The organism is Sphingobium sp. RAC03, assembly GCF_001713415.1.
Taxonomy (GTDB): Bacteria; Pseudomonadota; Alphaproteobacteria; order Sphingomonadales; family Sphingomonadaceae; genus Sphingobium.
Map to the genome: position 1 here is coordinate 2,900,619 of NZ_CP016456.1, position 13,807 is coordinate 2,914,425.

13 protein-coding genes are annotated in these 13,807 nt (G+C 64.3%); 8 read left to right on the top strand and 5 right to left on the bottom strand.

Annotated features, from left to right (window positions below; genetic code table 11):
• Window positions 1–46: 46 nt before the first annotated feature.
• Entirely contained in the window at window positions 47–3,646 is a 3,600-nt protein-coding gene (putA, locus tag BSY17_RS18615; protein ID WP_069066586.1) for a trifunctional transcriptional regulator/proline dehydrogenase/L-glutamate gamma-semialdehyde dehydrogenase, read from the top strand.
• Window positions 3,647–3,650: 4 nt separating this feature from the next.
• Here the strand turns inward: putA and BSY17_RS18620 are convergent, their stop codons facing one another.
• A complete protein-coding gene (locus BSY17_RS18620) occupies window positions 3,651–4,121 on the bottom strand; it encodes a nuclear transport factor 2 family protein (RefSeq protein ID WP_069066587.1) in 471 nt (156 codons plus the stop codon).
• Between the two features lie 163 nt (window positions 4,122–4,284).
• On the opposite strand from BSY17_RS18620, the gene BSY17_RS18625 reads away from it, so the two are divergent.
• Entirely contained in the window at window positions 4,285–5,622 is a 1,338-nt protein-coding gene (locus BSY17_RS18625; protein ID WP_069066588.1) for an aromatic ring-hydroxylating oxygenase subunit alpha, read from the top strand.
• A gap of 9 nt (window positions 5,623–5,631) precedes the next feature.
• Here the strand turns inward: BSY17_RS18625 and BSY17_RS18630 are convergent, their stop codons facing one another.
• Window positions 5,632–7,683, bottom strand: coding sequence for a transglycosylase domain-containing protein (locus BSY17_RS18630; protein WP_069066589.1), 2,052 nt, complete (start codon window positions 7,681–7,683; stop codon window positions 5,632–5,634).
• Between the two features lie 108 nt (window positions 7,684–7,791).
• Between BSY17_RS18630 and BSY17_RS18635 the strand changes: the two genes are divergently transcribed.
• Window positions 7,792–7,989 (top strand): hypothetical protein, encoded by a 198-nt coding sequence (locus tag BSY17_RS18635; RefSeq protein WP_069066590.1) that lies wholly within the window; start codon window positions 7,792–7,794, stop codon window positions 7,987–7,989.
• Between the two features lie 56 nt (window positions 7,990–8,045).
• Here BSY17_RS18635 and BSY17_RS18640 read toward each other — a convergent pair whose 3' ends face one another.
• Complete coding sequence (locus BSY17_RS18640) at window positions 8,046–9,356, bottom strand: MFS transporter (RefSeq protein WP_069066591.1); 1,311 nt, start codon at window positions 9,354–9,356, stop codon at window positions 8,046–8,048.
• A 138-nt stretch (window positions 9,357–9,494) separates the two neighbouring features.
• Between BSY17_RS18640 and pgsA the strand changes: the two genes are divergently transcribed.
• Genes pgsA through BSY17_RS18655 form a run of 3 tightly spaced genes read left to right on the top strand, consistent with a single transcriptional unit; the run spans window position 9,495 to window position 10,763 of the window.
• The gene (gene pgsA, locus BSY17_RS18645) at window positions 9,495–10,058 is read left to right on the top strand and encodes a CDP-diacylglycerol--glycerol-3-phosphate 3-phosphatidyltransferase (protein WP_069067079.1); all 564 of its coding nucleotides are present in this window, start codon (window positions 9,495–9,497) and stop codon (window positions 10,056–10,058) included.
• A gap of 10 nt (window positions 10,059–10,068) precedes the next feature.
• Entirely contained in the window at window positions 10,069–10,323 is a 255-nt protein-coding gene (gene moaD, locus BSY17_RS18650) for a molybdopterin converting factor subunit 1 (protein WP_069067080.1), read from the top strand.
• Complete coding sequence (locus BSY17_RS18655; RefSeq protein WP_069066592.1) at window positions 10,320–10,763, top strand: molybdenum cofactor biosynthesis protein MoaE; 444 nt, start codon at window positions 10,320–10,322, stop codon at window positions 10,761–10,763. Before moaD ends, BSY17_RS18655 begins: the two co-directional genes overlap by 4 nt.
• On the opposite strand, the gene BSY17_RS18660 is transcribed toward BSY17_RS18655, so the two are convergent.
• Window positions 10,760–11,689 (bottom strand): hydrogen peroxide-inducible genes activator, encoded by a 930-nt coding sequence (locus tag BSY17_RS18660; RefSeq protein WP_069066593.1) that lies wholly within the window; start codon window positions 11,687–11,689, stop codon window positions 10,760–10,762. The genes BSY17_RS18655 and BSY17_RS18660 overlap by 4 nt on opposite strands.
• Before the next feature lie 39 nt (window positions 11,690–11,728).
• Window positions 11,729–12,502, bottom strand: coding sequence for a sulfite exporter TauE/SafE family protein (locus BSY17_RS18665; protein WP_037476605.1), 774 nt, complete (start codon window positions 12,500–12,502; stop codon window positions 11,729–11,731).
• A 168-nt stretch (window positions 12,503–12,670) separates the two neighbouring features.
• On the opposite strand from BSY17_RS18665, the gene epsC reads away from it, so the two are divergent.
• Both epsC and BSY17_RS18675 read left to right on the top strand, forming a co-directional pair.
• Window positions 12,671–13,384, top strand: coding sequence for a serine O-acetyltransferase EpsC (gene epsC / locus BSY17_RS18670; protein ID WP_069066594.1), 714 nt, complete (start codon window positions 12,671–12,673; stop codon window positions 13,382–13,384).
• Window positions 13,384–13,734 (top strand): DUF2794 domain-containing protein, encoded by a 351-nt coding sequence (locus BSY17_RS18675; protein ID WP_069066595.1) that lies wholly within the window; start codon window positions 13,384–13,386, stop codon window positions 13,732–13,734. Before epsC ends, BSY17_RS18675 begins: the two co-directional genes overlap by 1 nt.
• Window positions 13,735–13,807: the final 73 nt, after the last annotated feature.

Here is a 13,807-nt window from a genome sequence, read left to right on the forward strand (position 1 = left end):
CCTGATAAGGCAGATCGGCGCCATCATATGCGATATGATGCACGGTATGACCGTCCAGCCCCCCTTTGCCGCCTTCGCTTCTGCCATCCGCGCCCAATCTCCGTTGCGGCAGGCGATCACTGACGCCTATCGCCGCGATGAAGCCGAGGCGCTCGCCCCGTTGATCGCAGCGGCGACACTGCCCGATGCGACCCGCGCCTCAGCGCGGGAAACGGCTCACAAGCTCGTCACGGCCCTGCGCGCTAACCACAAAGGCACCGGCGTCGAAGGCCTGGTGCAGGAATATGCGCTGTCCAGCCAGGAGGGCGTCGCGCTGATGTGCCTTGCCGAAGCGCTGCTCCGCATCCCCGATGCTGCGACCCGCGACGCGCTGATCCGCGACAAGATCGCCGACGGCGACTGGGGCTCGCATCTGGGCACCGATAAGTCGCTGTTCGTCAACGCCGCCACCTGGGGGCTGGTGGTCACCGGCAAGCTGGTCGGCAGCGTCGATGATCGCGGCCTTGGCGCAGCGCTGACGCGCCTCGTCGCACGCGCGGGCGAGCCGGTCATCCGGCGCGGCGTCGACCTCGCCATGCGGATGATGGGCGAACAGTTCGTCACCGGCGAAACCATCAAGGAAGCGCTCAAGCGCGCCAAGGTGATGGAGGCCAAGGGGTTCGCCTATAGCTATGACATGCTGGGCGAAGCGGCGACGACGGCGGACGACGCCGCCCGCTATTATGCCGATTATGAACAGGCGATCCATGCCATCGGCAAGGCGTCGGCCAAGCGCGGCGTCTATGCCGGTCCCGGCATTTCGATCAAGCTGTCCGCGCTACACCCGCGCTATGCCCGCGCGCAGGCCGACCGCGTCATGGCCGAGCTTCTGCCCCGCGTGCAGCAACTCGCCGTGCTCGCCAAAAGCTATAATATCGGTTTCAACATCGACGCGGAGGAAGCCGACCGGCTCGACCTGTCGCTCGACCTGCTCGAAAGCCTGGCGCTGCATCCTGCTCTCTTCGACTGGAACGGGCTTGGCTTTGTGGTCCAGGCCTATGGCAAGCGTTGCCCCTTCGTCATGGACTGGATCATAGACCTTGCTCGCCGCGCCGATCGCCGCATCATGGTCCGCCTGGTCAAAGGCGCCTATTGGGACGCGGAGATCAAGCGCGCGCAGGTCGATGGTCTCGCCGACTTTCCGGTCTATACCCGCAAGCTCCATACCGACATCGCCTATATCGCCTGCGCGCAAAAACTGCTCGCCGCCAAGGACGCGGTCTTCCCGCAATTCGCCACCCATAATGCCCAGACGCTCGCCACCATCCATGCGATGGCCGGGCCGGATTTCAGCATCGGCACCTATGAGTTTCAGTGCCTTCACGGCATGGGCGAGCCGCTCTACGAACAGGTGGTCGGCGCGGGTAAGCTGGATCGCCCCTGCCGCATCTATGCGCCGGTCGGCACGCATGAGACCTTGCTCGCCTATCTCGTCCGCCGCCTGCTCGAAAATGGCGCGAACAGCAGTTTCGTCAACCGCATCGCCGACCCGGCCGTGTCGGTGGACGAGATGATCGCCGACCCCGTCGATACCGTCCGCGCCATGCCCAACCCCGGCGCCCGTCACGACCAGATCGCGCTGCCTGCCGCTATCTTCCCCGACCGCCGCAACTCAGATGGCATCGACCTCAGCGATGAAAAGGCCTTGGCGAGCCTGACGCAAGCGCTCCAGCATAGCGCGACGCTGGACTGGACCGCCGCACCGGAAGGCGGGGCGGGCGAGGGGCAGCCCGTCCGCAACCCGGCCGATCATCGCGATATCGTCGGCACCGTGGTCGAAGCAACGGTGGACGATGCCCGCGCCGCAGCGATCCGGGCGGCCGCATCGCTCTGGCGCAACACGCCGGTTGCTGATCGCGCCATCGCGCTCGATCGCACGGCCGACGCGATGCAGGCGCGGATGCCGATCCTGCTCGGCCTCATCGTCCGCGAAGCGGGCAAGTCCATCCCCAACGCCATCGCCGAAGTGCGGGAGGCGATCGACTTTCTACGCTATTATGCGCAGCAGGCCCGCACCACCTTCGGCCCGCAGCAGCAGGCGCTCGGCGTAGTCACCTGCATCAGCCCGTGGAACTTCCCGCTGGCGATCTTCACCGGCCAAGTCGCCGCCGCGCTAGTCGCGGGCAATGCCGTGCTGGCCAAGCCTGCCGAAGAAACGCCGCTCATCGCCGCCGAGGCCGTCCGCCTGCTCCACGCCGCAGGGGTGCCGACCGACGCGCTCCAGCTTTTGCCGGGCGATGGCGCCATCGGCGCCGCGCTCGTCGCCGCGCCGCAAACCGCGGCCGTGATGTTCACCGGATCGACCGATGTCGCCCGCCTGATCCAGCGCCAGCTTGCCACCCGCCTGTCGCCGCAGGGCAGACCGATCCCATTGATCGCCGAAACCGGCGGGCAAAATGCCATGATCGTGGATTCATCGGCGCTCGCGGAACAGGTCGTCGCCGACGTCATCGCCTCGGCCTTCGATAGCGCGGGCCAGCGCTGCTCGGCGCTGCGCGTCCTGTGCCTGCAGGAGGATGTCGCCGATCGCACATTGACGATGCTCAAGGGCGCGCTCGCCGAACTCAGCCTTGGCCGCACTGATGCGCTCAAGGTCGATATCGGCCCGGTCATCACGGCCGAAGCCCAAGCGGGCATCAACGCCCATATCGACGCGATGCGGGCGATGGGACGGGCGGTGGATCAACGCCCGCTGCCGCCCGAAGCCGCGCACGGCACCTTCGTTGCGCCGACCATCATCGAGATCGACAGCCTGACGGATCTGGATCGCGAAGTCTTCGGCCCGGTCCTGCATGTCCTGCGCTTTCGTCGTGATGGATTGGACGCGCTTGTCGGTGCGATCAACGCCACCGGCTATGGCCTGACCTTCGGGCTGCATACCCGTCTGGATGAAACGGTCGCGCGGGTGACGCGCCGGGTGAAGGTCGGCAATATCTATATCAATCGCAATGTCATCGGCGCGATCGTCGGGGTTCAACCCTTTGGCGGCTGTGGTCTGTCCGGCACTGGGCCGAAGGCTGGCGGACCGCTTTATCTGGGGCGGCTAGTCACCACGTCGCCGGTTCTGGCAACGCGGGTCAGCCGGTTGCAAACGCCGCTCCACGCCTTTGCCGACTGGCTTGATGCGCAGGGCTATGGCGAGGCCGCGAGCGAAGCGCGCCGGGCAGGCGATGCGTCGGCGCTGGGTATCGAAATGACGCTGCCGGGGCCGGTCGGCGAGCGCAATCTCTACACCCTCCATCCGCGTGGGGCCATGCTGCTGCGTCCTGCCACCCGTGCCGGACTGTTCCGGCAGATGGCCGCGATCCTCGCCACCGGCAACAGCGCCACGGTGCAGGGCATGACGGTCCCGCCAAGCCTGCCGCCGGAGGTGGCTGCGCGCTTCACGGCAGAGGCCAATGCGCCCATTGCCGCGATATTGGTCGAGGGAGACGCCGAGCGCGTCGCCGCTGCGGTCCAGGCCGCCGCCGATCTGCCCGGCCGGATCGTGCCGGTCCATGCCGAAACGGCGGAGGGCTATTGCCTCGACTGGCTGCTGGAGGAAGTCTCGACCTCGATCAACACGACGGCGGCGGGGGGCAATGCCAGCCTGATGATGATCGGCTAAAGGCTCAGCCTCCGATCATCACCTGCAGCCGGGAAATGCGCGAGCGGTGGATGCGCCAGCGGCCATTCACCCGCTTATAGTCTTCATGATAATGGCCGCAGCCATGCAGGGTCATGCTGGTCCCGCTGGCATCCCAAATCTGGTCCTCCATCGCGATCACACCGCGCGCGTCATCGGGACCGATGATCTCAACTTCATGACAATGGCCATGATGGACGGTGCGTTGCGTGCCGATCGCGGCCTGGATGAAGGCGATGATGGTGTCGCCGCCCTCATAGACCCAATCATTGCTTTCCGCCGCCCGGCCTTCGTCGCCCTTGCCGTCGATGCTGAGCGATGCGCGTGCGTCGAACAGGGCGTCGTCGCAGAAGACGTCGCGCAGTCCGGCCCAGTCCTTATTGTCCATCAAGCGGAAATAGCGGGCCTTGAGCTGTTTGATCGCCTCGATCGCCAGCAATGTCTCGACGCCGTCCATGTGACCATCTCCCATTGATTATAGCGCGCTCTTATGCGGTCGAACATCGTCCCGCCCCACCTGCGACAAGTGTCAGCCCATGCCGCCTGACAGAAGTGCAAGGCGACGGGGCAGGCCATGAGGCCTATCCCTTGGGTTCAGAATGCCAGCAGGAGAGAGCAGCATGGACCAGCCCGCCATTCATCCGCTGACCATGGACGGTCGCGATCCCGCCGCGCTGCGCGGTGATCCGATCAGCGGCGACCGCTATACCAGTCGCGAATTCATGCAGCAGGAATGGGACCATCTGTGGACCCGGATCTGGCATGTCGCGGGGCGGACGGCGGAACTGGAGGAGCCGGGCGACTATGTCGTCCACGACTTCCGGCATGAAAGCGTCATCTGCATCCGGCAGGACGATGGGAGCATCAAGGCCTTCTACAATGCCTGCGGGCATCGCGGCATGCGCCTGACTGATGGCAGCGCTTTTGCCGAGGCCTTCACCTGTCCCTATCATGGCTGGAAATGGGGCAAGGACGGCATGCTCCAATATGCGCAGGACCCGCATGATTTTCCGCAAGGCAACCCCTGCGGCAAGTTGAAGCTGAAGGAATTGCGCTGCGCTATCTGGGGCGGGTTCGTCTGGTACACGATGGACGATACCGCGCCCGACCTGCTCGACTATCTTGCGCCGATGCCGGAGCTTTACAAAAATTACCCGATGGACACGGGCGTCCGGGTGTTCTGGATGAAGATCAACCTCAACACCAACTGGAAGTTTGCGACCGACAATTTTTCCGAAAGCTATCACACCCGGACCGCCCATCCGCAGGTGCCGCCATGGATCGACCAGGATGTCGATACCGCCCGGCATGAAATGTATCCCGCAGGCCATGGGCGCACTGTCCAGCCGATGCGGCCCTCGCTCAGCGACCGGCTGCCCGACGGTGTGCCGCATCCGTTCGACCATATCTTGCGCCAGTGGGACATCGATCCGGACAGCTACCCGGACTATGAGACCAAGGCGATGCAGGGCTGGCTGGACCTCAAGGCGGCCAAGCGACGGCTATGGCGCGAGCGGGGCTATCTCCATTATGAACATATGGACGATGAGCAGATCACGGACAGTCCGCATACGGTGATCTTCCCCAACGTCACCATTTCCTTCCTGCCCGACAATATCCTGTTCTTCCGCACCGAACCCCATGCTGATGATCCGGGCAAATGCACCTTCGATCTATGGTGCATGGCCTTTCCGGTGGCGGGGCAGACGGAGGTGGAATCGATCATGGCGGGACCACAACCGTTCAGCGAAGCGGACATGCTTTGGCGTGATTTCGACAATGGCCAGGGCGTGCCGGAGATTGAGGGGCAGATCGTCTATCAGGACATGATGCTGGCCGAAGGGATGCAGCGGGGAATGCATTCGCGCGGCTATGGCGACGCTTACCTCAGCGCGCAGGAAACGCGGGTTCGCTATTTCCATGAGGTGTTGAACGATTATCTGGCGGGACGGCGCTAGTTCAGGTCATCATGGGACATTGTCCGCTTCGCTGTCCGGCCTTGTGGGGACGGTGGGCGGCGGAAGGGTGTCGGGCACGCCGGGGACAGGTTCGTCGATGGGCAGGCGGATCTGACTGCCACCGATGTTGACGGTCATCCCGCCGTCATCGACGCCCACGCCGATATTGCCGATGCCGGTTTCCACCGTGATGTTGGCGATGGCGTTGACGAGGTCGGCGTCCTGGGTTTCTTCGGGCGTATCCGCGACCGGTTCGTTGATCGCGCCGCTCATGAAGTTGCGCCAGATGCGCGCGGGCATGCCGCCGCCTGCTGCGCCGCCGGGGAGCGGTCTGTTGTCGTCATTGCCGACCCAGACGGCGGTGACGAGGCCACCCGCATAGCCGACGAAAATGGCGTCGCGGCTGTCCTGCGTCGTGCCGGTCTTGCCGAAGGTGCTGGTGCGCAGGGCGGCTGCGCTGCCCGTACCGCGATTGGCGGCGGAGGAGAGGAGGTCGCGGATCATCGCCAGTTCGTCGTCGTCGAAGGACCGTTGCCGCTCCATCAGCCGTTCGAACCAGCCCCGTTCTTCGGGCGGCAGGCCATGGGCAAGGACGGGATAGGCACCGGCTGCGACCGCCGCATAGGCTTCGGCCAGTTCGATCAGCGGGATTTCCGACGTGCCGAGCGCGAGGCTGAGATCCTCGGTCAAAGGCGCGGTGATGCCGAGGTCGCGCGCGACCTTGATCACGGCATCGACGCCGACCTTTTGCGTAAGGCGAATGGCGGCGACATTGCTCGACGCGGCAAAAGCCTGACGCAGGCTGATGCGGCCGCGATATTTGCCGCCATGATTGGCCGGGCGATAGCTGCCGGTGGTGATCGGCGTGTCGTCGATCATGTCTTCGGGTGTCATGCCCGCGCGGAAGGCGGCGAGATAGACGAACAGCTTGAAGGTCGATCCGGGCTGGCGCTTGGCCTGCACCGCGCGGTTGAAGCTGCTCTTGCCGTAATTTTTGCCGCCGACCATGGCGACGACGCTGCCATCGGGCTTCATCGCGACGAGCGCGGCCTGCGCGCCGCCCAGTGGCGCACGGCGGACGGCGGCTTCGGCGAGGCGCTGGATGCGCCAGTCGAGCGTTGTTTCGATCTTCTGTTCGCCATAGACCGCGCCCGCCCGGTCGCGTGCCTGGGGCAGCACCCAGTCGGCAAAATAGGTGCCAGTGGTGGCGTCGGGCACATCATGGACGTTGAGGCGAGCAGGCGGGAGGGCGTTGCGCTCCGCCTGGGTCAGATAGCCCGCATCGACCATCGCCTGCGTCACCAGCGCGGCGCGGGTGCGCGCGCCTTTGAGGTTGCTGGTAGGCGCAAGGCGCGAGGGGGCCTTGAGCAGGCCCGCCAACATCGCGGCCTGCGGGATGGTGAGGCGGTCGGGCGAACGGTTGAAATAGTGGCGGGCAGCGGCGCGCAGGCCATAGACATTATCGCCGAAATAGACGTTCGACAGATAGCGTTCCATGATCTGGTCCTTGGTGAGCCAGGCCTCCAGCCAGAGCGCGATCATCGCTTCGCGCGCCTTGCGCCCCATGGTGCGATCGCTTGACAGGAACACACCCTTGGCGAGTTGCTGGGTGATCGTGCTGCCGCCCTGCGATGAGCCATCCGACCAAAGATTATGCCAGGCCGCGCGCGCGATGCCGCGCGGGTCGATGCCCCAATGGCTGGCAAAGCGGCGATCCTCGATCGCCATGAACGCTTGCGGCACATGGGCGGGGAGGTCGGTCATCGTCACCGGCGTATCGATGACTGCGCCGCGTCGGGCGATGAGGTGGCCGTCCGCCGACATCAGGCTGAGGCTAGGCGGGGCGATGGGCTTGAGCGATTGCGACAGCGGCGCGGTGATGGCGAGCCAGGCGACGGCGATCATCAGCAAGGCGAGGCCCGCAGCCATGATCCAGCCCAATATCTGCAGTCGACGCCGCCATGGCGTGGGTGGCGCAAAGGCGCTGGGCGGCCCGGCCCCGAATTCGCGGGACGGCGCTGGCGGTTCGGCGGGGGCGGACTCGTTCATCGGTGCGGCCATGCTGTGTTATTCAGATGATACAGTCAAGCCTGTCCCGCAGCGGGACAGGCGCAAATTGGCCGTCATAAGCGATGGCACAAATGGTAAATAATGCGTTAACCCAACATCATGAGAAACCGAACCCTCGTCCTCACCACAGAATCGGCCCGGCACCCCTTTCGCCAGAGCCTCCCCGCCCATGTGCTGCGCGTCATGGACAAGATGCCCAAGAGCAAAGCGCGGGCGGTGGACGACGATAGCGACTGGAAGCTGTTTGGCCTGAGCTTCTGCGCCTTCTTCACCGCTTTCTACAGCTTCATTTCCTGAAGCCCTGAAAGCCGGGGCGGCGCTGGGCCCCGGTCGGTGCCGGGGGGCTACCTGGCTCAATGGCACAGCGGGCCGTCGCAGGCCTTGTGCAGTTTCCACGCCATCGCCGCACAGGGCAGGGTGAGGAACGCGACCAGCAGCAATTGCATCACCACCGACATGCCAGCGATGCTGAGGCCGATCGCGCAGAGCGATCCGATGACCATGGCCCCTGAATTGACGATATTATTCGCCGCCACGGTGCGGGCGGCTTCGCATTTTTCGACCGTGGTGGTGAGGAAGGCATAGAGCGGCACGACGAACATGCCGCCGAAGGTCGAGACGCCCAGCAGGCAGAGCGAGAGGGGGATGGCGAGCGGGTGGGCGATGAACCCCTGCAACGACAGCATCTGCCCTTCGGGCGCAGGCGGCCAGATGGCGCAGACGAAGTGGAAGGCGACGATGCACAGGCCCATGCCGATCACGGAGGCCGGTGCATATTTGGCCGATACATGGCCACGCAGCAGCCGGTTGATCGCCACCGAGCCGATGGCGATGCCGATCGAGAAGATAGCGAGGAACAGGCTGGCGACGGCCTTTTCGGCGGTCAGGACATTTTTGACCAAGGGCGGAAACTGGATGAACAGGATCGACCCGACCGCCCAGAACAGGCTGATCGACATGATCGCCAGAAACAGCCGACGGATATGCATCGTCCCGCGCACCAGCGCGACCGACGAGCGAATGATATGATAGTCGATCGGCTGCGCGGAAAGAAGCGACGGGGCCGGTGGCACCTGACGCCCGGCGACATAGCCGACCAGCGCGGTGATGATGATGCATACCGCCGACGCCTCGACCGGGATGATTCCCGCCAGGATCGTGCCAGCCAGGATCGCGATATAGGTGCCTGCCTCGACCAGGCCGGTGCCGCCCAGCACTTCTTCATCATGCAGATGCTGGGGCAGGATCGCATATTTGATCGGGCCGAAGAAGGTCGAGTGGATGCCCATGGCGAACAGGGCGGCGAGCAGCAGCGGGATGGCGATCGTATGCACGCCGATGCCGCTCCAAATGAGGCCGAGGCCGACTGCGCCGACCAGCATGATCAGGATTTCGGCCGCCTTTACCCAGCGGATAATGAGTGCCTTGTCGCGCTGATCGGCGAGTTGCCCCGACAGGGCGGACAGCAGGAAGAAGGGCAGGATGAACAGGCCCGTCGCCAGCGCGCTGAACCAGGTTTCGGAACGCTCGTCATTATAGACCTGGTACACGACGAACAGCACCATCGCGTTCTTGAACAGATTATCGTTGAACGCGCCGAGCAGCTGGGTGACGAACAGCGGCAGGAACCGGCGCTTGTTCAAGAGCCTGAGAGAGGCTTGCATGGATAGGGGCGTCTTCTTTCCCGTTAGCGACCGGGGCGGGGTCTAGCCGTTGGCGGCGTCCCTGTCCAATGCCCCTTGTATGGAGGTCGATATGCTGTCTGGCTTGTGCGCCGCGCCCGACTGTGGCAGGCGGCGGCTATGCTGACGCTGCCTAATCTGCTCACGCTTTCGCGTATCGTCACGGTGCCGTTGCTCGTCGCGCTGCTTTGGCCTACGGAGATGGGCGCGCGCTGGACCACCGGCTATGCGCTGGCTTTTGGTCTGTATTGCCTGATGGGCGTGACCGATTATTTCGACGGCTATCTGGCGCGGGCGCAGGGGACGGTGTCGAAACTCGGCGTCTTCCTCGATCCCATTGCCGACAAGATCATGGTCGGCGCGGTCATTTTGATGCTGGCGGCGACGCGGGATATTACCGGGCCGCATATCATTGCGGCCATGGTCATCCTGTTGCGCGAGATTGCGGTGTCGGGCCTGCGCGAATTTCTGGCCGGGTTGCAGGTGTCGATGCCGGTGTCGCGATTGGCGAAGTGGAAGACGACGTGCCAGATCGTGGCATTGGGCGCTTTGATCCTGGCGGGCGCGGTGCCGCATTTGCTGTTCGTGCAGACCGTGGGCATCGTGACCCTGTGGGCCGCCGCCATCCTGACGCTGATCACGGGCTGGGATTATCTGCGCGTCGGCATTCGGCATATGGACTGACGCGATGGCGATGCTGTCGATCGTCTATTTTGCCTGGGTGCGCGAAGCCATCGGTCGTGATGAGGAGCAGGTCGAGCGGCCTGATCCAGGCATGACTGTTGCAGATCTGGTCGCCATGCTGGCGGCGCGGGGGGGCGGCTATGCCGAGGCGCTGGGCGATCCTACCCGGTTGCGCGCGGCGGTCGATCAGCGATTCGTGGCGATGGACAGCCTGATCGGTGACGCGAAGGAAGTGGCGCTGTTTCCGCCCGTGACCGGCGGATGAAGCGGGTCGCGATCCAGGCGGAGGATTTCGATGTCGGCGGCGAACTGGCGGCGCTCGAAGCGCTGGGCGGCGGCGGGGTGGCGAGCTTTACCGGTGTGGTGCGCGGCGGCGACGGGCTGGTGGCGCTGGAATTGGAACAATATCCGGCGATGACGCAGGCGCAGGTCGGGCGGATCGTCGATGAGGCGATGGGGCGCTGGCCCTTGCTGGGCGTGAGCGTCATCCATCGCTTCGGGCGGCTGGAGCCGGGCGCGCGGATCGTGTTCGTGGGCACGGCGGCGCGCCATCGCACGGCGGCGCTCGAAAGCTGCGCCTTCCTGATCGACTGGATGAAGTCGGATGCGCCCTTCTGGAAGAAGGAGCATTTTGCGGGTGGCGCGACTCAGTGGGTGGCGGCGCGCGACGAGGATGCAGTGAAAGCGCAGGGCTGGGACAGCTAGGCGGCTTCGGGCAGGCGGCAGTTAAGCGCAGCGGCATCGCGCAGGATTTCGGAGAGCAGGTGAAATTCCTTCTCGCGCGGGCTGTTCTTGCGCCAGACCAAGGCGATGTCGCGCCAGGCGCGTTCGGATTTGAGCGGGCGGGCGGCAATGCGCGTATGTTCCAATATGCCCGCCGCGATCGCCATTTCGGGGATCATGGTGACGCCCAGCCCATTATCGACCATCTGAATGAGCGTATGGAGCGAGGTGCCCATCATCGTCGCACTGGCGCGCAGTTCGGGGCGGTTGCAGGCGGCGAGCGCATGATCCTTGAGGCAATGGCCATCCTCCAGCAGCAATAATTTGCTTTCATCGATCATGTTCGGGCCGATCCATTCGGGCAGGTCGACCGGCTCGTCATGCGGGAAGGCGACGAACAGCCGGTCCTGAAACAGGATTTCGCTGTCCAGTTCGCCGATTGGAAAGGGCAAGGCCATCAGCACGCAATCGACATTGCCATGGCGCAGCGATTCGACGCCTGCCTGGGTGGTTTCTTCGCGCAGATAGAGTTTGAGTTCGGGCCGGTCGGCGCGCAGGCGGGGGAGCATGCGCGGCAGCAGGAAGGGGGCGATGGTCGGGATGACGCTCATGCGCAATTCGCCGGTCAGTGGCTTGCCGGATGCTTCGGCGATGGCGGCCAGTTCCTCGGCCTCGAGCAACACGCGATGGGCTTTGGCGACGATGCGGTCGCCGAGCGCCGTGAAACGGACGACGCGGCGGGTGCGTTCGACCAATGTGACGCCGACCAGTGATTCCAGTTCGCGGATACCCGCCGACAGGGTGGACTGGGTGACGTAGCAGCTTTCGGCGGCCTTGCCGAAATGCCCCTGTTCCTTGAGCGCGACAAGATATTGCAGCTGTTTGAGGGTGGGCAGGTAACTGGACATTTATCGGCTTCCTCGATCAGAAAGTCGAATATAAGTTCCTTAGCCGATAAATCCAAGCCATTTGGCGACGCCGAACAGCGACGTTAGCGTCAGGATGATGCCGACCGCCGTGAACAGGACGCGGGGGGCCACGCGGCGGGCAAGGATCGCGCCAAAGGGGGCCGCGACCACGCCGCCGATCAGCAATCCGACCGTATAGGTGGTGAAGGTTTCCCAGCCGAGATGGAACAGGAAGGTGATGCTGATCGAGAGGGTGAGGATGAATTCGACGCTGTTCACCGTGCCGATCGTGTGGCGCGGGCTGGCCCCCTGCAGCAGCAAATTGGAGGTGACAACCGGCCCCCAGCCGCCGCCGCCCGTCGCATCCATGAAGCCGCCGACCAGACCGAGCGGGGCCACCCATTTGGGATCGCGCGCCTTGGGCGGCAGATGGAAGCCGCGCCAGATGAGGTAGACGCCGATGGACGCCAGATAGACCTGGACGAACGGCTTGATGACCGCCCCGTCGATATTGGAGAGGAGATAGGCACCTGCGACGCCGCCAATGACGCCGGGGATGATGAGGCGAGCGAACAATCGCCAGTCGACATTCTTGTGCAGGATATGGCTGATCGCCGAGACGCCGGTGGTGAAGGTTTCGGCGGCATGGACGCTGGCCGAAGCGCGGCTGGGTGGTACGCCAAGCGCCAGCAGCAGCGTGCTGGAGATCACACCATAGGCCATGCCGAGCGCGCCATCGATCATCTGCGCGCCGAAGCCGATCAGGATGAAGGGCAAAATGTCACCGAAATTGGCGATGAAGGCGTCGATCATCCGTTTCCCTTGACCTGATTGTCTACTCAGATGATAGGCATATCGCTTCCTGTAAAGCAAGGTTCCGTTTGGGGCCAGATATGGCCTCTTTCTCGCCTCTCTGGAAAAACTGGCGTCGCTCCTCTATATCGGGGCCAGCTTTAGTTTTTGTCAGGCAGGGGCGCGTCGATGTTGCGCAATCTCATTTCCTATCTGGATTCGGTGAAGAGCCGCGATCCTGCGCCCCGCTCCCGCGCGGAAATCCTGCTTTATCCGGGCGTCTGGTCGCTCGGCTATCATCGCATTGCGCATCGGCTCTATCGGGCGCGGCTCTATTTCTTGGCGCGCCTGGTCAACCATCTGTCGCGTTTTCTGACCGGGAACGACATTCATCCCGGTGCGAAGATCGGCAAGCGCTTCTTCATCGACCATGGCTTTACCGTGATCGGCGAGACGGCCGAGATTGGCGACGATGTGACGCTGTATCAGAATGTGACGTTGGGCGGGACCGACCCGGCAAACGGGATTGCGGGCAAGCGGCACCCGACCTTGTGCGATGGCGTGATCATCGGGTCGGGCGCGCAGGTATTGGGGCCAGTGACGGTCGGCGCGCGCGCGCGCGTGGGTGCCAATGCCGTGGTGACCAAGGATGTCGCCGAAGGCGCGACCATGGTCGGCATACCGGCGCGCGCCATGCTGGTCGACGTCACGGCCTATCAGCGTGATTTCATGCCCTATGGCACGCCTTGCTCCGACTGTTTCGATCCCGAAAAGCAGAAGCTGGAGCTGCTGCAGTGCGAGGTCGAGCAGTTGCAGAAGCGGCTGGCCGAATTGATGGTCGAAAAGCAGCGGCCGTCGCTGCCCGATGACGCCAGCCTGTTTCAGGAGCGTGACCGGGCCTGATGAGCAATGTGACGCCGTTTCCCCATTCAGGAACGGGGCCGGGCGAGCGCCAGGTGGGGTTCGAGCGGCTGGAGTTGCAGCGGATCATGGACCTCTACGGCCGGATGGTCGCCGCCGGACATTGGCGCGACTATGCGATGGACATGGGGCGCGAGGCCGCGATCTTCAGCGCCTTTCGCCGCACCGCCGAGCGCCCTGAATATCGGATCGAGAAGCGACCCGCGCTGCGCCATCGGCAGGGCATGTGGGTGCTGGTGGGGGAGGGTGGTCAAATCCTCAAGCGCGGGCAGGATCTGCAAAATGTGCTGGCGCCGGTCGAGCGGAAATTGATGCGGGTCGTCGAGGGGTAAAGTGGGCGTTGGCCCACCCCGCTGCGACTAACCTCGCCTTCGGCTCGGTAAGTCTCGCTGCCCCTCCCGCTGG